Origin of the sequence: Streptomyces bungoensis (assembly GCF_001514215.1) — a bacterium.
Lineage (GTDB): Bacteria > Actinomycetota > Actinomycetes > Streptomycetales > Streptomycetaceae > Streptomyces > Streptomyces bungoensis.
This window is the reverse complement of record NZ_KQ948863.1, coordinates 184,911-204,321: the sequence shown is the minus strand read 5'-3', so window position 1 is coordinate 204,321 and position 19,411 is coordinate 184,911. Positions and strand designations below refer to the sequence as shown.

At 69.2% G+C, this 19,411-nt stretch carries 21 protein-coding genes; 15 read left to right on the top strand and 6 right to left on the bottom strand.

Annotated elements, in window-relative coordinates; all coding sequences use genetic code 11:
- Positions 1-76 precede the first annotated feature (76 nt).
- The 4 genes from AQJ66_RS40220 (at position 77) to AQJ66_RS24570 (ending at position 3,144) form a co-directional block, all read left to right on the top strand.
- Positions 77-265, top strand: a complete 189-nt coding sequence (locus tag AQJ66_RS40220; protein WP_341849424.1) for a response regulator transcription factor — start codon at positions 77-79, stop codon at positions 263-265.
- Positions 266-609: 344 nt separating this feature from the next.
- A complete protein-coding gene (locus AQJ66_RS24580) occupies positions 610-1,356 on the top strand; it encodes a carbon-nitrogen hydrolase family protein (protein WP_244162917.1) in 747 nt (248 codons plus the stop codon).
- Positions 1,357-1,661: 305 nt separating this feature from the next.
- On the top strand, positions 1,662-2,417 hold the full coding sequence (locus AQJ66_RS24575; RefSeq protein ID WP_208611444.1) for a zinc metalloprotease: 756 nt from the start codon (positions 1,662-1,664) through the stop codon (positions 2,415-2,417).
- Positions 2,418-2,451: 34 nt separating this feature from the next.
- A complete protein-coding gene (locus AQJ66_RS24570) occupies positions 2,452-3,144 on the top strand; it encodes an NADPH-dependent F420 reductase (protein WP_061926313.1) in 693 nt (230 codons plus the stop codon).
- 49 nt (positions 3,145-3,193) lie between these two features.
- On the opposite strand, the gene AQJ66_RS24565 is transcribed toward AQJ66_RS24570, so the two are convergent.
- Positions 3,194-3,526: an ArsR/SmtB family transcription factor gene (locus AQJ66_RS24565; RefSeq protein WP_061926311.1), complete on the bottom strand. Its 333-nt coding sequence runs from the start codon at positions 3,524-3,526 to the stop codon at positions 3,194-3,196.
- Positions 3,527-3,676: 150 nt separating this feature from the next.
- Between AQJ66_RS24565 and AQJ66_RS24560 the strand changes: the two genes are divergently transcribed.
- From AQJ66_RS24560 to AQJ66_RS24535, 6 genes are all read left to right on the top strand, one after another.
- Positions 3,677-4,639 carry a DMT family transporter gene (locus AQJ66_RS24560; RefSeq protein WP_061926309.1) on the top strand — a complete coding sequence of 321 codons (963 nt, stop codon included), beginning with the start codon at positions 3,677-3,679 and terminating at the stop codon, positions 4,637-4,639.
- Positions 4,640-5,125: 486 nt separating this feature from the next.
- Positions 5,126-5,464: a YciI family protein gene (locus AQJ66_RS24555; protein ID WP_061926307.1), complete on the top strand. Its 339-nt coding sequence runs from the start codon at positions 5,126-5,128 to the stop codon at positions 5,462-5,464.
- 375 nt (positions 5,465-5,839) lie between these two features.
- Positions 5,840-6,532, top strand: coding sequence for a hypothetical protein (locus tag AQJ66_RS24550; RefSeq protein WP_159052621.1), 693 nt, complete (start codon positions 5,840-5,842; stop codon positions 6,530-6,532).
- Between the two features lie 226 nt (positions 6,533-6,758).
- On the top strand, positions 6,759-8,006 hold the full coding sequence (istA, locus tag AQJ66_RS24545; RefSeq protein WP_061926304.1) for an IS21 family transposase: 1,248 nt from the start codon (positions 6,759-6,761) through the stop codon (positions 8,004-8,006).
- Between the two features lie 5 nt (positions 8,007-8,011).
- A complete protein-coding gene (gene istB / locus AQJ66_RS24540) occupies positions 8,012-8,812 on the top strand; it encodes an IS21-like element helper ATPase IstB (RefSeq protein ID WP_061926386.1) in 801 nt (266 codons plus the stop codon).
- 362 nt (positions 8,813-9,174) lie between these two features.
- Positions 9,175-9,738: a putative glycolipid-binding domain-containing protein gene (locus tag AQJ66_RS24535; protein WP_061926302.1), complete on the top strand. Its 564-nt coding sequence runs from the start codon at positions 9,175-9,177 to the stop codon at positions 9,736-9,738.
- Between the two features lie 235 nt (positions 9,739-9,973).
- On the opposite strand, the gene AQJ66_RS24530 is transcribed toward AQJ66_RS24535, so the two are convergent.
- Genes AQJ66_RS24530 through AQJ66_RS24520 form a run of 3 tightly spaced genes read right to left on the bottom strand, consistent with a single transcriptional unit; the run spans position 9,974 to position 11,619 of the window.
- Positions 9,974-10,588, bottom strand: coding sequence for a DUF4865 family protein (locus AQJ66_RS24530; RefSeq protein WP_061926300.1), 615 nt, complete (start codon positions 10,586-10,588; stop codon positions 9,974-9,976).
- 29 nt (positions 10,589-10,617) lie between these two features.
- Entirely contained in the window at positions 10,618-11,028 is a 411-nt protein-coding gene (locus tag AQJ66_RS24525; protein WP_061926298.1) for a (R)-mandelonitrile lyase, read from the bottom strand.
- A gap of 15 nt (positions 11,029-11,043) precedes the next feature.
- Positions 11,044-11,619, bottom strand: coding sequence for a TetR/AcrR family transcriptional regulator (locus tag AQJ66_RS24520; protein WP_061926296.1), 576 nt, complete (start codon positions 11,617-11,619; stop codon positions 11,044-11,046).
- 263 nt (positions 11,620-11,882) lie between these two features.
- On the opposite strand from AQJ66_RS24520, the gene AQJ66_RS24515 reads away from it, so the two are divergent.
- The 3 genes from AQJ66_RS24515 to AQJ66_RS24505 all read left to right on the top strand — a co-directional run bounded on the left by AQJ66_RS24515 (position 11,883) and on the right by AQJ66_RS24505 (position 12,954).
- Positions 11,883-12,158 (top strand): hypothetical protein, encoded by a 276-nt coding sequence (locus AQJ66_RS24515; protein ID WP_061926294.1) that lies wholly within the window; start codon positions 11,883-11,885, stop codon positions 12,156-12,158.
- Entirely contained in the window at positions 12,158-12,556 is a 399-nt protein-coding gene (locus AQJ66_RS24510; protein ID WP_061926292.1) for a PIN domain-containing protein, read from the top strand. Before AQJ66_RS24515 ends, AQJ66_RS24510 begins: the two co-directional genes overlap by 1 nt.
- A gap of 89 nt (positions 12,557-12,645) precedes the next feature.
- The gene (locus AQJ66_RS24505; RefSeq protein WP_061926290.1) at positions 12,646-12,954 is read left to right on the top strand and encodes a DUF6233 domain-containing protein; all 309 of its coding nucleotides are present in this window, start codon (positions 12,646-12,648) and stop codon (positions 12,952-12,954) included.
- A gap of 80 nt (positions 12,955-13,034) precedes the next feature.
- Here the strand turns inward: AQJ66_RS24505 and AQJ66_RS24500 are convergent, their stop codons facing one another.
- Positions 13,035-17,306, bottom strand: coding sequence for a caspase family protein (locus tag AQJ66_RS24500; protein ID WP_061926288.1), 4,272 nt, complete (start codon positions 17,304-17,306; stop codon positions 13,035-13,037).
- Positions 17,303-18,172: a hypothetical protein gene (locus tag AQJ66_RS24495; RefSeq protein ID WP_061926286.1), complete on the bottom strand. Its 870-nt coding sequence runs from the start codon at positions 18,170-18,172 to the stop codon at positions 17,303-17,305. The genes AQJ66_RS24500 and AQJ66_RS24495 overlap by 4 nt, the downstream gene beginning before the upstream one ends.
- Before the next feature lie 279 nt (positions 18,173-18,451).
- On the opposite strand from AQJ66_RS24495, the gene AQJ66_RS24490 reads away from it, so the two are divergent.
- Together AQJ66_RS24490 and AQJ66_RS24485 are read left to right on the top strand one after the other, a co-directional pair.
- Positions 18,452-18,775: an 8-oxoguanine DNA glycosylase OGG fold protein gene (locus AQJ66_RS24490; protein ID WP_159052620.1), complete on the top strand. Its 324-nt coding sequence runs from the start codon at positions 18,452-18,454 to the stop codon at positions 18,773-18,775.
- A complete protein-coding gene (locus AQJ66_RS24485; RefSeq protein ID WP_341849423.1) occupies positions 18,669-19,256 on the top strand; it encodes an 8-oxoguanine DNA glycosylase OGG fold protein in 588 nt (195 codons plus the stop codon). Before AQJ66_RS24490 ends, AQJ66_RS24485 begins: the two co-directional genes overlap by 107 nt.
- Positions 19,257-19,411 lie beyond the last annotated feature (155 nt).

The window sequence follows — 19,411 nt, the reverse complement described above, 5'->3', positions numbered from 1 at the left end:
ACAGTGGCGCGCACACTCGTCGACGCCGTACGCAGGCCCGCACCGGACTCCGCCCTCACCCCCCCGGGAACGGCAGGTGATCACGCTGGTGGCCGAGGGGCACACCAACCAGCAGATCGCCAACCGCCTCGCGGTCAGCGAACGCACCGCACGCACCCACGTATCCAACATCCTCGCCAAACTGAACCTGACCTCGCGCACCCAGGCGGCCATGTGGGCGGCCCGCAACGGACTGACCAACCGCGACCACCGCCATCAGGCATGAGACATGGTTACCAGGACAGGAAGCGCCGGTTTCACGCCTGAATGAACGAGAAAGACGGGGCGAAGGTGTGTCGAACGACGTACACGGCTTACGCGCTCCCTCTGATGCTGCGGCTGTCGACCGCACGCCACCATGGCCTCCAGCCGCCCAGCGCAGGCGACCTTCGTGGGCTGAAGGAGGAACAGTCTTGGCTGTCCGCGACGGCGTGTCCGGCGTCCGGACCTCTCCGCTCCCACCGGCACACGAGGCCGAAGAAGCGGCCGGCGGGCGATGTCGGTGCGAGTGCGTGGCCATCGGAGCCAAGGAGAGGATGGCAGCGCGTCTTTCGGTACAGCGCTGCGACCTTGGCCGCCGCGATCGATCTGCAGAAAGGTGGAGAGGTGAAAGGCCCACTGGCCGTTGCCGTGGTCCAGCCCGTCTGGGCGGGGGCCGATGTATTGGCCAATGCACGGGTCCATGCAGAGGCGATCGAGCAGGTCGGGGCACGGCTGGTGGTCTTTCCCGAACTCTCGCTGACGGGCTATGACCTCGACGCGCCATCGCTCACCGCAGACGACAGGCGCCTGCTGGTGATCGCGAATGCGTGTCGGGCGGTCGGCTCTGTGGCGCTGGTCGGTGCGCCCGTCCGTGACGCGGACGGCCGGGAGCATATCGCCACGCTGGCCGTGACCGGCGACGGCGTGATCGTCGCCTACCGGAAAATGTGGCTGCACGGAGCCGAGACCGACCGCTTCACCCCCGGTGAAGAAACGGTGGTCTTCCCTGTCGACGGATGGAGGCTGGGCCTGGCCATCTGCTACGACGCCGCTGTGCCCCAGCACGCCGCCGACACAACAGCGCTGGGCGTCGACGCCTATGTGGCAAGCACCGTCTACGGCCCTGACCCCGGCTCCTGGAGCCGCCGCGATTCCCACATGAGTGAACGTGCCGGCACTCATGACGTTTGGGGCGTTCTTGCCACGGCCGCAGGCCCCAGCGGCTCCTTCTCGTGGACCTCCGGCGGCTCTGGCATCTGGGCACCGAACGGAGAGGTGGCCACGCAAGCCGGCAGCCTCCCGGGCCAGACAGTAGTCTTCACGCTACCGGCCTGATCAAGAGCTAAGGCCACACACGCCAGGCAGCCCGGCCACCGCATCAGGCCGCAACCCAGCGGCCGACCTGCCTGGCTTGCGAGCGGTGTCGCCTGCGGCTGGGTCGGCGCGTTCCCCCTGGCGCCGGCAAGCCGCCCGCCGGGCTCGACATGAAGGGCGCTGCCGCCCTACGTCATTGCGCCGAGTACACCGTAGGCGCATGAGCCGACCCTGCGACCGGCCGCCAAGCCGATCCGCCGCACCGGTGAGCGCAGGACAGTCATCCATGTCCAGTTCGCACACCCTTCGAGGAACCCACGACCACGATGACTCGCGCCATCACCACACGACACCACACCTCCGCCGACGGTTCCATCCGGGCTGACGGCACGGCAGCGCCCCCAGCCACACCCCGGCCACCCCTGTGGGCCCGGCTCAGCATCGCGAAAGGCAATGTCATCCAGGTCGCCGGGCTGGGCACGGGTGCCGCTTTGATCGCGGGCTCGGTCGCTGTCAGCGGACCCGGGGCACTCCGCTTCGCCGTCGCGTTGCTCGGGTACCTCCTGATCTACGACTGCTGCCACTCGCTGGGCCACTACCTGGCCGGGCGGATGGTTGGCATCCGGTTCCGCTTCTACGGCATCCGCGGCACCGACCACCCTGAGGACTACCCCTTCGGGATGCGGCAACTGATGTCGGTCGTTCCGTTCTGGACGGTCGTCACCGACAAGGAGTCGATGCGGGCCGCCCGCCCTTGGCAGAAGGCGTGGATGTTCGCTGCGGGCGAGAACGCCACCAACCTGTGCTCCCTGCTGGCCGCCTACGCGGCCATGGTCGGCGGCGTCCCCGGGGGCAAGGGGCTGTTCGTGTTCACCGTCATCTGGGACGCGGTCAGCTCCGTCATGGTGACGATCAAACCCAAGGGCGACTACGCCAAAGCACTACGCGCTCTGCGCGGAGGGCGTACGCCGAGCGCGCCTGCACGACCGATGCAGGAGCGTCTCGTGAACGACGCTCCCAGCGTGCGCGGGAACGAGCCCTCCCACAGCGTCTCCACCATCAATCGGCCGCCCACGGCCTGATCCTTAAGCCCCCCCGTCAGAGAAGGACTTTCCCATGACCGCCTCCCCCGCGACGACCGACGCCGACACTGCCCCCGCGCCGGCGCCCGCCACCGCCGTGATCGGCTCCGGCCGGATGGGCGACGCACTGGTCCGCCTGCTCGCACCCCATCGACCCGGCCTCATCTGGTCCGGCCGCGACCCGCAACGCCTCACCGCCCGCGTGGCCGAACTCGGCCACACCGGCGTCGTAGACACCGCCGACCACACCACGGCCGTGCACCGCGCCGACCTGGTGGTCCTGGCACTCTGGCACCGCCACGCCCTGGACTTCGTACGCACCCACGGCGAAGCGCTCGCCGGCAAAACGGTCGTGGACCTCGCCAACCCGTTCACCGACGACTTCCAGGGATTCGCCCTTCCCGAGACAACCTCGGCGGCCGAACAGCTGGCCGCGGCAGCGCCACGCGCCCGGATCGTCGGCGCCCTGAAGAACACCTTCTGGGCCGTCCTCGAGGACCCGGCCCTGCCCGGCGGGCCCTCCGACGTCCTCGTCACCGGCGACCACCAGCAGGCCAAGGAGCAGGTCATGTCCCTGCTCGCGCCCTTGCCCTTCCGCTGCCTGGACGCCGGAGCCCTGGCCAACAGCCGCACCGTGGAACGCATGACACTGCTCTCCCGCGAGATCGCGGTGCGGTACGACCACTACCCCCGCACCACCTGGCGCCTGCTCGGAGCCAAGGCGTGACCTGGTCACCCCGACTGCTCACAGTCATACTCCCGAGTGGCGGTGCTTGTCAGACAGGGGGCAGAGCCGGTTCGGACTGCTCGACCGCGTGCACGATCGAGTCGAGCAGTCCAGGGAAACGCGCGTCAAGCTCTTCCCGGCGGAGCGTGTTCACGCGCGAGTTGCCCGCTGCGACCTCCTGGCGGATGATCCCGGCCTCGCGCAGCACCTTGAAGTGCGCGGACAAGGTCGACTTGCTCAGGTTAATACCGAAAGTGCCACAGGGCTTGCCGTCGGCCTCCACCAACCGCCTCACGATCGTCATCCGGGCCGGTTCGGCCAGGGCGTGGAGCACGGCATAGATGCTCAAGTCCTCGGCGCGAGGATGGTGAAGCGGCTTCACGACACTGCTCTCCCTGCCCGCCAAATCAGTGTTCGCAAGTTGGCGAACTCAAGTTGACCCGTCTCCGCCTGAGCGTATACGTTCAATCGAGTGTTCGCCAATCAGCGAACATACGGCCACTGAGCGCCCTACGCTTCCGGGAGACCTCTCATGCCTCAGACGAAGACCACCACCGCAGTCGTCGGCGGCCTGGCCACAGCCCTCGCCTTCGGCGGCATGTTCACCGTCGCCAAATCCGCTTTCAGCCGGGTCGATCCCTTCCACCTCACACTTGCCCGTTTCACCCTCGGCTCCGCGATCTTCGTGCTCCTCCTGCTGACCATCGAAGGCCGCACGGCCCTACGCACGGACGGAAGGCTGCTCAAGCTCTGGGGACTCGGCTCTCTCGGGTTCGCCGGCTTCAACCTACTCACCTACGTCGGCCTGCAGTCGACTCCGGCCCCCACCGCATCCCTGATCATGGCTGCGATACCCGCGATCACCGTATTCGTGATGTGGGCGCGTACAGGGAAGCGGCCAACAGTCATCACCCTGGCCCTGGTTCTGCTGGCTCTCACCGGCGTCGCCATGGTGCTGGGCAACGGCAACCCGCTCACCGTCTTCACCGGCGGCATCGGCCCAGGGGGCCTGCTCATCCTGACCGGGGCGATCGGCTGGGTCATCTACACCACCGGCGCCGCCGGCTTCCCCGGCTTCTCCGTCCTGCGCTACACGGCTCTCACCAGCACTCTCGGCACACTCACCATCGCGATCGTCGCCCTCCCCGCCGCCGCACTCACCTGGATCCCCAACCCGTCCGCCGCCGACTACGCCGCCGGCTGGTGGCAGATCCTCTACATGGCCATCCCCGCCACCGCCGTCGCGATGCTCACCTTCAACCACGCCGTCCGCGCCCTGGGCCCTGCCAACGGCGTCCTGTTCATCAACCTGGTCCCCATCACCTCCTTCACCATCGAGGCCGTCCGCGGCCACCAGCCCACCACCGGTGAACTGGCCGGCGTCGCACTCACCCTCACCGCCGTCATCGCCAACAACCTCCACAGCCGCCGCACCACCGGCAACAACTCCGCCGCGGCTGCCGGCACCGACAAAACCGCGATCACCGCCACCTGAAGGCACCGACCTCGGCGCGAGACCCCCTGCACAGAACAATGACGTCCCTCGGGCCGCCACGGGGCGCAGCTGCGCCGGCCGGAGGAGGGCGACGCAGCACGGCGACCGCGAGAGACGGAACCATGATCACCTTCGTGGACATGCGCGCCCGGAACGCAGACGGCACGATCCTTATCCGCCGTGCTCGCAGGCACGATCACCATTGCGGCCAGGCGCGGCCGCGGAACCACATCCGCACATGTCCCGATCGCCAGAGGCGCCCGGCCGCCCGATGTCCGCACCGTGATCACCGAATGTGACGAGCGCACCGCACACCTTGATGACCGTGGAGGCGCTGCCGTCGCGAGCGCCGACCTCAGGCGAGCCGTCCGGGTACCGATTCGTTCGCCCACCTCCTGCTCCGGCCCACCGAAGGCATCAACGCCCGCCCGCCAGGCTTGAGCAGCGACAATCCCCCGCCACGACAAACATGCCGGAGTACCAGCCATGACCGCTCCATCCCTGCCGCACAACGACACCGTCTTCGTCTTGACCGTCACCTACAACGCTCCGCTGAAGCGCGTCGACGAACTGCTCCAAGCCCACCGGGACTGGCTCGACAGCCACTTCTCGAGCGGCCTGTTCCTCGCCTCCGGCCCCCGCGTGCCCCGCACAGGAGGCGTCATCCTGGCCCGGGCCGCCGACCGTGCCGACGTAGAGGCGCTGATCCTCACAGACCCATTCGTGCTGGGCGGCGTGGCCTACTACGACATCGTGCAGTTCCACCCCACTCGCGGCCCGTTCGCCGAACCTCTGGTCACAGGCGCCACCGTCGAGCAGGCGTGATATCACACCCGCAGCCGCCGGCCCGGTGTACCTGATCGCTTTACCCGAAGAGACGCCGGGCCAGAGCCGCTACCGATAAGCCCGGGGCGCTCCTGCCGGGTGGCAGAGCAATGCAGCGACGCCCTGAGAGTTCATCTGCGGCTCGGGCCCCCGGTCCTACATGGATGACTCGGATCGGATCGACCTCGAGGAACTCGACCGCGAAGCAGTCAATGGGCACTGATCCCCTCTAGTCCCACAGCAAGAGCGTGCAGCCCCGCGGGCGAGTGCTCCGCAGCCAGCACGTATGCCACCGGTGACTCCCACCGACAAGACATGCAGTCGCCACACTCGTGCCATCGTTCAAAGACCTCCGAAGAACCGGAAGACCACATCATGACCACCGAGTCACGAGTCGCTCCCGTCGCACTCATCGGCCCCGCGCCAAGGCTTCGTTTGCTGCCCGTCGCAGCCACCGTCTACGTCCTGGCATGGCTAGTCGGCCTTGCCACCGGGCCGAGCGGCCCCGGCATCTCCGCACCCGGAGCAACCGTGCACGCCTACTACGCCGGGCATCCGGGCGCGGTCCTCGCTCAGGCGCTGCTGGTACACGGCATCGCAGGCCTGGCCCTCGCCGTCGTCGCGATGTCTCTACCCGGTAGCACCACGGGCCCGCTGCGCCGGTCAGCGCGCGCGGCAGGGCTCACGGCTGCCTTCCTCTCCCTGTTCCAGGCCACTGTCAGCGCCGCTGCGACTCACGGGGCGCGGTCTACGGCTCCCTCGCAGAGCCTGGCCTACTTCCATGCCATCAACATGACCGACTTCGTCAAACTCATCGCCCTCGCCGCCTTCGTGAGCACGACGACAGCGCTGGTGGCGGGCCCAGGACGCCTTTCAGCCTTCCTGAAGACGGTGGGCCGGTTCTTGCTGATACTGCTTCCCCTCGGCGGCAGCAGCTTTCTGTTTCCCAATCCGGTGTGCGAGGCCGCACTCGACCTGTCACTGGTGCTACTGCTCTGCTGGACCGCCGCGCTCGGCGCATGCGTACGCAGTCGCCAGAGGCTGACGCTTGTCCTCGGCGGCTGTTGAGCGCTACCGAGAAGAAGAGCCACCGGCGGTGGTACAACTCTTCAGGCACCGGCACTCGTCCGGAACGCAATGCCGCTCGGGAGCCGACGCCACTTGAACGATGTCGCAGACGACGCCGACGTACGGCCGGCGCTGTCGGCGACGGCTGAAAAGTGGACCAGTAGCGGCGCTTGAAAGTTGACCCCCTCCAGGGGGTCTGGCTCGTTGAGCCAGACCGGGAGGAGTGGTGATCAGCGTGGAGGACTGGGCGGAGATCCGCCGGCTTCACCGGGCCGAGCAGATGCCGGTGCGGGCGATCGCGAGGAAGCTGGGGATCTCGAGGAACACCGTCCGCAGGGCGATCGCGGACGACGCGCCGCCGAAGTACCAGCGGGCGCCGAAGGGCTCGATCGTGGATGCGGTCGAGCCGCAGGTCCGTGAACTGCTCGAGCAGTGGCCGGAGATGCCCGCGACGGTGATTGCCGAGCGGATCGGCTGGGACCGCGGCCTGACCGTGCTCAAGGACCGCATCCGGGAGTTGCGACCGGCCTATCGGCCTTCGGATCCGGCCTCCCGGACGGTCTATGAGCCGGGCGAGATCGGCCAGTGTGACCTGTGGTTTCCACCCGCGGACATCCCGCTCGGCTTCGGCCAGGTCGGGCGGCCGCCGGTGCTGGTGATGGTCGCGGGCTACTCACGGTGGATCACCGCGAGGATGCTGCCCTCCCGCTCGGCGGCCGACCTGATCGCAGGGCACTGGCGGCTGCTGACCGAGTTGGGAGCCGTCCCCAGGGTGCTGGTCTGGGACAACGAGGGAGCCGTCGGCTCCTGGCGGTCCGGAGGTCCTCAACTCACCGACGAATTCGCTGCGTTCGCCGGACTGCTGGGCATCAAGTTCCTGCTCTGCAAGCCGCGGGACCCAGAGGCCAAGGGGTTGGTCGAGCGGGCCAACGGCTATCTGGAGACGTCGTTTTTGCCCGGGCGGGTGTTCACCTCGCCGGCCGACTTCAACATCCAGCTCGCCGACTGGCTGGCCAAGGCCAACCGGCGCATCCACCGCATGTTGCAGGCCCGCCCGTCGGACCGGCTGGAGGCGGACCGCTCACGGATGCTGGCCCTGCCGCCGATCGCCCCGCCGGGCTGGTGGAAGGCGTCCTTGCGGCTGCCGAGGGATCACTATGTCCGCCTGGACACCTGCGACTACTCGGTGCATCCGCTGGCCGTCGGCCGCCGCATCGAGGTCGCCGCCGACCTGGACCAGGTCCTGGTGACCTGCGACGGCGTCGAGGTCGCACGCCATGCCCGCAGCTGGGCCCGCCACCAGACCATCACCGACCCCGACCATGCGGCAGCCGCCGCGGCCGCCCGCAAGACGGCCGCTGCCAAGAAGCCGGCACCGGAGGTGACCGAGGTCGAGGAGCGGTCACTGGAGACCTACGACCGGATCTTCGGCGTCATCGACGGCGGCCTGAGCACCGGTGAAGGGGCAGCGTGATGAGCATGAAGAACAGCACGACCCAGACCAGGACCGCCCGCGATGTCGGCTCCGAACTCGTCTATCTGACCAAGGCGTTGAAGGCCCCGGCCCTGCGGGACGCGGCCGCCCGGCTTGCCGAGCGGGCCCGCGACGAGGGCTGGTCCCACGAGGAGTATCTGGCCGCCTGCCTGCAGCGGGAGGTCGCCGCCCGCGACAGCCATGGCGCCGAGGGCCGCATCCGGGCGGCCCGCTTCCCCTCCCGCAAGTCACTGGAGGACTTCGACTTCGACCATCAGCGGTCCGTGAAACGCGAGGTCATCGCCCATCTGGGGACGCTGGACTTCGTCGTCGGCAAGGAGAACGTGATCTTCCTGGGGCCGCCCGGCACCGGCAAGACCCACCTCGCCACCGGGCTCGGTATCCGGGCCTGCCAGGCCGGCCACCGGGTCGCCTTCGCCACCGCCGCCCAGTGGGTGACCCGACTCGCCGAAGCCCACCAAGTGGGCAGGCTCAGCGACGAGTTGACCCGGCTGGGTCGCATCCCGCTGATCATCGTGGACGAGGTCGGCTACATCCCCTTCGAACCCGAGGCCGCGAACCTGTTCTTCCAGTTCATCTCGGGCCGCTACGAACGCGCGAGCGTGATCGTGACCAGCAACAAGCCCTTCGGCCGCTGGGGCGAGGTCTTCGGCGACGACACCGTCGCCGCCGCGATGATCGACCGCCTCGTTCACCACGCCGAGGTGATCTCGCTGAAGGGCGACAGCTACCGCATGCGCGGCCGCGACCTCGGACGGGTTCCCGCCGCCAACACCGGGGAATGACCAACATCAACTGAAGCAGCGGGGGTCACTTTTCACCCGTCGGAACTGGGTCACGATTCACCCGTCGCCGACACGGCGCCATACCTGCGCCCGATACGTGCCGACACACGCGCGACCACATCGGCTGCATCCCTGGTAGCAGCGGTCGGCGCCGGAAGGCAGACCCGCGCCGCGCAGCCCGATACGAGCTTCGGCACAGGGTGCGCACTGTCGACGAATACGGAGAGAGTCGCCCTGCAAGCGAACGGATCGATGCGGCCAGCAGTGGACGAAGATCACAGCGCACGGACAGCATCGGCGCCGCCCACCCGTGATGAGGCCGAGGCCGCCTTGACACCCCACGCAACCAATCGGACAGCAGCATGACCACTAGCGTTCTCACCTGGGAGATCACCGCAAGCGGCGGATACGAGACCGCCTGGATCGACATCGGCGACCGGTCGATGCGGGCGCGCGGGCGGGCGGTGGGGACCGTGCGTGCACCGTATTGGATCACCTACACGCTCGAGACAGGTGACGGCTTCGTGACGCGTCGCCTGCACGTGCGTTGTGACACCACGGGCGGTGTCCGCGAGTTGGATCTGCGGCGCAACGACGACGGCCACTGGACCGGCAACGGTGAGGACCGGCCCGACCTCGACGGCGCGCTCGACTGCGACCTGGGTCTGAGTCCGCTCACCAACACCATGCCTGTCCTGCGCCACGACTTGCTCGCCGATGGCACGCGAGAGTTCTTGATGGCCTGGGTTTCGGTGCCCGACCTCACGGTGCGACCGAGTCGGCAGGCGTACACCCATCTCGCCTGCACCAGCCGCGGCGCCCGGGTGCGTTACTCGTCTGGCACCTTCTCCAGCGACATCCTGTTCGACCCGGACGGCTTCGTCCTGGACTACCCAGACCTCGCAGCCCGGCTCTTCTCCCAGTAGACGGCCCGCCGCCATCACGCGTGGCCGCAGAGAGCCGAGCCTGCTCAGGCCCCGGCCGCCTCACGCGGCTGCTTGTCGCCGCGGCACTCAGTCCCCACAGAGCGTTGGCACTGCGCGCCGGGGCCGAGGACAAGGGGGCTGTCTCGGAGGCAGAGCCCGGCTGCGGGCCCGCTACGGTTCTTGCGCCCGCATGGTGGCCAGCGAAGGCATGCTCGACGCTCGGCGCGCGCATGGACTACCAGTCTTGCCCCTCCGGCAGCAGATCCAGGCCGGGGGCGGACAAGTGCAGAACCTCGTAGCGCTCGGTCGCGTCCTCGTCCGGCGCAGACGTCTTCGCCCACAACACGAAGCGCAGCAGTTGCCAGTGGTGGGGGTCGACGGCCAGGGCAGCGGTATGCACATCAGTATGGCGGGAGAGGCGTTGCAGTTGCTCGACTTCCCGTTCGATCAGTGTGGACAGGCCCATTCCCGTGCCGTCCGGGTCGGCCTCGGAAGGTATCGGGGTGAGGCGGCGCGAGGCTGCCTTGGGAGGTGCCGTCCGGGCGGGACCAGCGTGGCAGGCGATCCCGGTCCAATGACGGGCGACTGGACGGCCGAAGTCCCGGATGATGTTGTGGAAGCCGCCTCCGCCGACGAGGAAGTGGGCCATCGCGCCGGTGTCGTTCCACAGGTAGAAGGGGGCGTACTGGTTGACCGGCGAACCGTTGACGCCGCGTTCGCGAATGACGTACGCCTTCAGACCCAGTCCGGAGCGGTCGTCAAGGGCATGGCCGCCATCGGCCACACGTGTGCGGATGGTCTTCATGTCGTAGTCGGCGGGCAAGGTGATCTCGTACTGCTTGGCATACACGACGGGGGATTCCACCTCTCGTTGAGGAATTACGGGGCGAACGGGCCGGCGGAGTACTCGGTCTCGGTGACCTGGGAGCCACGCTCGGCCTCGGAGCCGTCCTCGGCGACCTCCTCGATGGCCAGATGCGTCATGAAGGCGGTGGGAAACGCTCCGTGCCAGTGCCACTCGTCCGGCGCGATGCGCACACTGTCGCCCGTGCGAATGATGTGCACCTCCCCGCCCCGGCATTGAACGAGACCCGTTCCCTGGGTGACGAGAAGGATCTGGCCGAAGGGATGGCGATGCCAAACGGTGCGGGCGCCGGGTGCGAAGTGCACCCTGTCCACCCGGTAACGCGACGCTCCCTCGGGAGCGGCGATCTCGTCCACCCAAGCCGCACCGGTAACCCATTCGGGCGGCGCGACGGCAGTGCCTTGCGGTGAGCGGGAAACACGCATGAAGGACGGACTCCTTTACGTTCGGGGCATGGAAATATGTGCGGCCAGCAGGCCCAGCACCCCGGCGATCGCCTGGTCGAACGGCTGCACAGAATCCGCAGCGCGGGCCAGGACGTAGCCGCCCTGTAGAACGGCGACGACCGTTGCCGCGACTGCCTGGGGATCCAGCACGGTATTCAACTCGCCGCGCTCGCGCCCCTCGGCCAGGACTTCGGCGAGGCGCTCGCGCAGCCACGCCAGGGTCTCGTCGACCGGGGCCCGCAGCGCCGGGTCTCCCATGACGTCCGGGTCCTGGGTGAGACGTCCGATGGGGCAGCCCTTGAGGACGTCCCGTTCCCGCAGCAGATACGCGGTCACGCGGTCAACGGCGGTCCCCGGAGCGGAGAACTCCTCTTCGGCCAGGGCGCGCATCTCCTCCGCGGTACGCCGAATCGCAGCGAGCGCCAGATCCGGCTTACCGGCGAAGTGGTGGTACATACTCCCCTGTCCGACCCCTGCCCGCTGCTGGATCGCCTTCGGACTGGTCCCGGTGTAACCACGTTCCCACAGCAGTTCGCGAGTGCTTTCGACGAGGCGTTCCGCAGTATCCATACAAGGAGTGTACATACTAGTAGGTACAGAGTTACGCCAGGCAGCCATCGGGTGCGGCGCGAGGGGGAATTCGGGCCTCGCCGATCGGCGGCAAGAGAGTGGTCGAATGTGGTACGCGCCTCCATCCGGCGCGCCGTCGAAGGTCTTTGCCCGCAGGAAGCGACCGCAGACCACACTCGCCACCCAGGGCCGTCCACCTCATCTCTCGACTGCCACTCGCCCACTCCTCTACTTCCAGTAGAGGAGCGCGTAGAGTGAGGAACATGGCAGCAGACGAGACGAGCATCAAGGTGAGCACGGCCGCGCGGGACCGGCTGGCCCAGCTGGCGGCCGAGCACGGCACCACCATCCGCAGCCTGGTGGAGGACCTCGCGCAGAGCACGCCGACGCAGGCCGAGTACGCCGAGCGAGCCGAGCTGGCCCGCGCCGAGCTCGCTTCCGCTCTCGGCAGCGCGCCCAGCCCGGAGGCCGAGGCGAAAGCCCGGGCGCTGCTGGAGCGCCTGGGCGGCGCCGCGCACGGGCCGCGGGCAGCCGCGTAGTGGCGGGGATCGCGGTCGTCCTGGACCACACGACCTCGGGAGCGCTGTACGACCCGAAGGACCCGTTCAACGAGGCCGTCGCCGCGTTCTACGTCCAGGCCTCCGGCGGACTCGGCGACCTGTATGCGCCGGTGCTCTCCCTGACAGCCGGCGACGCCGAACGGCCCGGGCTGCTCGGCTATGTCAAGGGGCTGCGGTTCATCCGGATCGAGGCGTTCGACACCGACGCCGCGGTGACCGCCACCGAGTTGTTGCGGTTCGGGCACTCGTGGGCTGCGGTTCACGCCATTCACGCCGCCCGGCCCTCCGCCGCCCACCCCGGCGGACGGTACCTGCTCACCCTGACGCCCAAGGCGTACGCCGGCACCGGCGTCCAAGCCGTCCACCCCGATCAGTAACCGCCAGCCGCCCGACCGCCAGACCGACACGATCGTCGCGTCGGCCCGGGTCTGGCCTACCGCGACCCGACAGCCACGCAGCGCGGAACGTGCTGCGCTTCCTGGAGCGCGTGCACGAACGCGGCCTCTCGCGCACCGGCCGGTGGATCGCGGATGAGGAGCGACGGCAGGCGGAGCAGCGGCAGGGCGAGCAGGCCCGGCCTTCGGAGCCGGACTGGTTCCTCGAGTTCGGCCTCAAGCAGGACAGCGCGCCGGTGTCCGTCCATGCCGGCGGTTGCTGGAACGTGGCGAAGCGGAGCCGGGGCGTGCCGCGGGATGCGGCGCTGCGGGCGCTCGCCGAAGGCGTCGCGGCTTGCCCGCAGTGCCGGCCGAACGCCGAGCTGGGTTACCTGGGGTGATTATCCCGTACCGGCCCGGTTGGCTAGCCATGACGAGCCGACGCCGCCCAGGCCCCGCCCCGGCGGGAATCACACGGGGGTCACCATGTCACCACGGGCAGACCGGTCCGGTCGCGGCTGAGCGTCACGACACTGCTGCCGGTGCCTACGACCAGTTTCCCGCCTGGCCCGGCCGCGCACGCGTACACGGGCGCGGGCATCACCAGTTCCGCCATGCAGCGCTGGTGCTCCACGTCCCACACGCGCACGATGCTGTCGTCGCCGCCGGTGACGGCGACCGGGCGGCCATCGACCGTGGTGCACGCGATCGCCCGCACCGTCCCGGCGTGGGCGCCCACAGGGTCGCCGAGGGCATGTCCTTCGGCGAGGTCCCACACGCGTACGGTTCGGTGCTCGCTGCCGGTGACGGCGATGGGGCGTCCCCTCACCGTGGTGCAGGCAACCGTCCGCACCGCCCCGGTGTGACCGGTGAGGGGTTCACCCAGCGGCTCGCCCGTGATGAGGTCCCACATGCCCACCGTCCGGCGTTCGCTGCCGGTGACGGCGACGGGACGGTCCTTGACCGTGGTGCAGGCCACCGCGTGTACTCCGAAGGCCCTCAAGGGGCCGGTGAGCACTTGGCGGGCGACCGGGTCCCACACTCGCAGCCCTTCCAGCTCGTTGGCGATGACGACGGCCGAACGGCCGAGGACCGTGGCACAGGCCACCACCGGCCGCTTACGGAAGCGATCGGGAAGGATTTCGTCACGTAGCTGTCCCGTGGCCAGATCCTGGACGCGCACGCTCCCGTCCTCGGCGGCGGTGACGGCGACGGCGTCACCACTGACCGTCGTGCAGAGCATCGAGCTCAGCGCGCCGGTGTGCCCGGCCATCCACTCGCCCATTGGCCGGCCGGTGGCGAGTTCCCAGATTCGTACTCTTCTGCTGGCATTGGCGCTGACGGCGACGGGGAGGCCGTTGAGGGTGGCGCAGGCCACCGCGCGCACCGGTCCGGCGGTCCCGGTCTCCGGCGCGTGGGCGGGCCGGCGGGTGCTCAGGTCCCAGACGCGTACGGTGCGGTCTTCCCCGGCACTGACGGCGACGGGACGGCCCCCGATGGTGGTGCAGGCCAGCGCCCGCACCGGCTTCGTGTGCCCGGTCAAGGGGTCGCCGACGGGCTGGCGGGCGTTCAGGTCCCAGACGCGTACGGTGTGGTCATCCCCGGCACTGACGGCGACGGGACTGCCTTCGACGGTGGTGCAGGCCAGCGCGCGCACCGATCCGGCATGGCCGGTCAGCGGATCGCCGATGGGACGGCGGGTGATCAGGTTCCACATCCGCAGGCCTCCGCGCCAGCCGCCGGTGACGGCGACGGGCAGGTCCCCGACCGTGGTGCAGGCCACCGCGTCAGTCGTCCACGAGTGAAGACCGGGGGGCACATGCACGGGGCGGTCACCGGCCAGGTCGTACACCAGCACGCACTCGTCGTTGCCGGTGACAGCGACCGGCTGGCTATTGATCACCCCGCAGGCCAGGGGCTCACTCCCCCACCCGAACGGGACGGGAAGCGGCGCACCGAGAGGGCGGCTGGTCTGCAGGTCCCACGTTCGTATCGCATCGCCCTCGCTGACCACTACGGCGGGGCGGCCACCGACCGTGGCGCAGGCCAGGGCGTTCGCCGTGTGGGCGGGTATGGGGAGAGGTTCTGCGAGCAGCCGCCCACTGGTCAGGTTCCATACCCGAATCTCGTGGCTGTCGGCGATCACGGCCACCGGGACGCCGTTGACCGTGGTGCAGGCCACGGCGCACTGCCAACTGCTGGCCACGGGCAGGGGGTCGCTCAGGAGCCGGCCGGTTTCCAGGTCCCATACGCGTACCGTGCGGTCGTGACTGCCGGTGACGGCGACCGGGCGGTTTTTGACCGTGACGCAGGCGACGGCGATGACACCGGCCGTGTGTCCGAGCAATGTGTCCAGCAGCGCCCCGGGGAGGGTGGGGCCTGCCGTGGCCCACCTCGGTTTCCAGCTGCCTGGGGGCAGCCGCTCGACGAGGGGCTCGTGCAGACCGGGGAGCCGGTGCCGGGCGGCGTCGCGGGCGAGCACGTAGTGTCTGACCGCGGGCGCGGCGCGGCGGTGCTGGTCGAGGGAGGCGCGGTAGACCGTGGCGGCGGCCTGTGCCTCGGACGAGCGGACGGTCCGCAGGGCGGGAACGAGGACGTCAGGGTCGGCGTGCACCAGGAAGCCGGGGTCCGTGACCACCTCGTCCAAGCGGTGCGCGGCAGCGGCGTGGTAGGGCAGATGGCGCAGTGTGTAGGGGTGGGCGAGGGACCAGTTGCGCGTGCCGTCGATCCGGTAGGGAACGCGTGTGATGAGAGTGTCGGTGAACGCGGCGTGCACGGCCTGGGGGTTCGTTCCCTCGCAGAGGTGTTCCGCCAGGGCCTGATGGTGGAGCCGGTAGGCAGAATGACCGGACTCCGTGGCCTCCACGACGTAGGAACCGGCCGCGTGGCGCAGCCACAGGAGGTCATCGTCGGTGTAGTCCCGCCCGGAGACGGCGCGGGCCAGCGCGGCCCAGATGTCCTCCCAGGGCAAGCCCTGGCCGGCGGCGAAGGCCAAGGGGCGCAGCAGGTCGGCGGCGCGCTCGGCGTCCCGGCCCAGCCTGCGGGTGAGGTCCTCGCGCATGGCCTGCCCAGCGTGGCGTGGCAGCGCGGAGATCCACTTTGGGTCCTGCGGGTCGGCGGTGTGATCGGCAGCGGCCAGGGTGCCCGCGGTGATGCGGGCGACGAGGAAGGAGTCGCCGGCGGCGTCTGTCACCGCCTCGGCCACTGGTCCCAACGCGGTGCGGTTGAGCCGGTAGGGGGAGCGGGGGTGGGAATCGAGCAGGCTGCGAACGGTATACGCGAGCAGGGCTTCGCGGTCGGCATAGCGGGGGGCGTCCAGGTCGATGGCCGGCTCACGGTCATCGGTGTTCTTGTAGCGCAGGCCGAGGGCGCCCACCAGGTGTGGGCGCAGACCCAACAGGAACCGGAGGCGGCCGCGGGACTTCTCGATCAGCGGGCGCAGGACGTCGGAACACAGGGTCTCGGGCGTGGCGGCCTCGTCGAGGGCGTCGATGAGCGCGGTGAAGGGACGCGTGTTACGACTGGCTTCGAGGGCCGCCAGCAAGGCATCAGGAGTGTCGGCGCGGACCTTCACCGCGGCCGCCAGGCCTCGAAGGACATCGCTGTCGGTGAGGCCCTGGGCGTAGAGGGCCGTATCGAGGGAGCCCTTGGCGGGGATCATGTGCGGAGCGAGACCGAGATGGAGTTTCGGCACGGTGTCGCTGCGTTCGGGATGGCACAGAGCAGCGATCAGTCCCAGGACGGCGGTCTTTCCCGAGCCGGGTGCTCCGGTGACCACGAGCGCGGCCGGATGCCTGTCCGGTGCGGGCCGGCCGATCCAGTCGGTGATCGCGGTGAGGGCCGAGTGGCGACCGCAGAACCACCATTCGTCCGTGCGGCCACCGTGAGAGGCCTTTGCGCGCTCCAGCAGGAGCGTTGGCAGTTCCGTGTCCCGAAGCCGGGCCTGTGCGGCCAATTCGGCGGCGTGCTGGCCGATATGGATCAGCCGGGTGCTGTGCCGGGGATTGGCCAGGAACGGAGGCAGTTCACCGGTCAGCCCAACGGCGGTATAGGAGATGCGCTGGTGACCGGGCCGGGTACGGTTGTCGTTCATCGCCTGCACCACGGTGGGCACCGGGAGCGCCTGCGGTTCGCGCCCGCCGGTGGCCCAGTTGCCGACCGCCTCGCTGAACAGCCTCGGGAAGGCACCAGCCGTCGCCTGTTCGTGAGGCTGAGCAGAAGAGATGACCAACAGGCCAGCTCCCGGGGCCTTTCCCCAGCCTGCGTCGACCTGGTCGAGCGCGGCCGCGGCCAGTTCATTGCCTCCCTGACCGGAATAGCAGGTGTCCAAAATCAGCAGTAGGCGGCGGATCTTGGTGTCGAGCAGCGTGACGCGGGCGAGGTCCACAGTGCGCAGCGCGGTGTGCGACACGTCGCCGGGGTCGGTATCGGCCATGTACAGGACGTGTTCGCCGATGCGGTCGAGAACCTCGCCGTGGCACGAGACGTATACGGCCAGCAGGTCGTCCTCACGGCGGTCCGAGGACTTGCAGAACGCACGCAGACGATTCTTGAGCTGGTCGCGGGTCGGGTTCAGCCCCAGCTCGGTCCGGTGCTCATAGCCGAGTTGCTGACTGAACAGATCAACGATCCGTCCCCGCGCTTCCGCCAGCTCAGGCCGGTCCCACGCGGGACACTCGGTGTACTTGGTGACGGCCGTGGCGATCAGGAAGCGGCGCGGCTGCTCGCTGTTCTCGTCAGCATGGGCACTCACAGGAGGCCGCCGGCGATCGCACGACCGCACAGCGCGTCCGTCACGTAGGCGAGCGCGTCGTGTGCATGCGAGCCGTTGTGCACTCTCACGGACCGCAGACGGTCACCGAAGAACGGGCGGAGATCCTTGACCAGCGCCACGACGTCACCGTCATCGGCGATATTCGTCCACACCAACTCCTGCCCACCCGGCCAGATCCCCCGTACCCGACCGTCCAGGCGCAGCGGCGCAGGGTCGAGCCGGTGCAGGACCAGGTGCGGGATCCCCAGGGGTGAGCCGCAGGTGACCAATGCCCGCACCCCGTGGCCGGGCCGGGCGCACAACGCCTCGTAGGCCACCACAGAACCCAACGAGTGCGCCACCACCACCCGCGTGTCCTCGGAGATCACCTCCAGCACCCGGCCCCGTACCCGCTCCCGCATCCCGGCGTCCGTCAGGTAGAGACGCACCTGCTTGAGGTCGGAGATCAGAGCGCGCAACGCCACCCCTGCGAAGAACCGCGACCCCGACAGCGCGCGAAGCGCGGCCTGCACCGACTGCGGAGTGGCCGCGAGTGTCTCCGCACCGGGCGACACGACACCCGGGTCGGTCTCGGCAGCGGCACGCCACCATGCGAGCAGCAGGTCCCTCTCGAAGCCTTCCTCGACGTCGTCCGCTGTGTACGGCGGGTCACCGGGGGCTAGGAAACCGCCTGCAGGTCGGAAGCAGTCACCGTAGAACGCCATCTCCACATGCAGCTCTGCCGCGGCGTGCCCAGCTCCCGCCCGGCGCAACCCGTCAGCCAGGGCGGGCCGCCACTGCCGTAATAGGGAATCCTCGCCGAGGAGTTGCTTGCCCACCCCGTGCACCGCCACGACCTGCGCCATCCCGCCCCCCGGCTTGTCCCTCGGCAGCCATCATGAAGCCGCCAACACAGTATGGGGCCGGGAAGCCCTCCCCGCGGCACCCAGAGGAAGACCGGTGAAGTACGGCAGTTCTTCCCCGCTCTGGACGGGAAATCGGCATCCCACTCGGCGAGTACGGCCTCGCCTCCGCCGCGGGCCTCCCGGTCACAACGCGCTTTGCGGCCCGTGCTGGAGCGCAGAGTATGAGGACAGCACGTGTCCGCCCCGCGCAATCGGGCGGGGCGAAGGGTGGAGGGGACGTTGAGCAGACAGGCCCGGGCGGATGCGGTGGACCGGGAGATGGCCGTGCGTCTGCTGCCTGATGCGGCTCTGCTGGCGCTGGGCCGCTGGTGGAGTGAGAACGCAGCACGGCTGGCGGACGAGACTCCGGGCGCGCACACGGTCCGCTACTCCCCTGGCCGGTGGGCGCACATCACCCCTTGGCCCTCGGCGCTGGCTTCGAGGTCCCAGGTCGCAGATGCCGGAATCAGCCGGGCGCAGGTGGCATCGATCGTCGCGGGTGCGTTGCGGTGTGAGGCCTATCGGGAGGCGCTGGTCGCCACCTATGTGTGGGGGGAAGGGTAAGCGGGGCTCTCGTGGCGGCAGCGGCCCCACCACCCTCCACAAGATCCTGGACGTCAACGGCCTGGACACGATGCTGGCCGATGCGCTCGCCACATTGCGCGAGCACGGCGCCGCAGCGGCCTACGCGGGGCTGCGGGCCCGCATTCCCGGGTTCGGGCCGTCGTTCTACACCAAGTTCCTGTACTTCGCAGGCAAGACGGTGCCGCCGGCAACCGGTCCCCAGCCGCTCATCCTCGACCGGGTTCTGGCCCGGCGTCTGCGGTTGCTGGCCCAGGCGGTCGGTCGGGAGACCGGCCACGACCCCGACGGCTCGATCGCCAGATGGGTCTGGCGCGACAGGAACTGGTCACCGCACCGCTACGCGGTCTACCTCTCCTTCATGCAGGCAGCCGCCGACCAAGCAGCGGCAACGGGCACCTGGCCGTCCGACGCCTCGCCCGACCTGCTCGAGTACGCCCTGTTCAGCATCTCATTGACGTGAGGCACGCGTGAGTGGCGTCGAGGCTGAGGGGCTATACCAGTTCCGAAGGGCCGGGCTGGTACCGGTATTGCGTCCAGCTTCAGCCCCTTCCACGAACTTGAGGCCGCGGTACAACCATCGTTGGTGGTGGGGAGTCTGTTCTTTGCCGCGCCTCG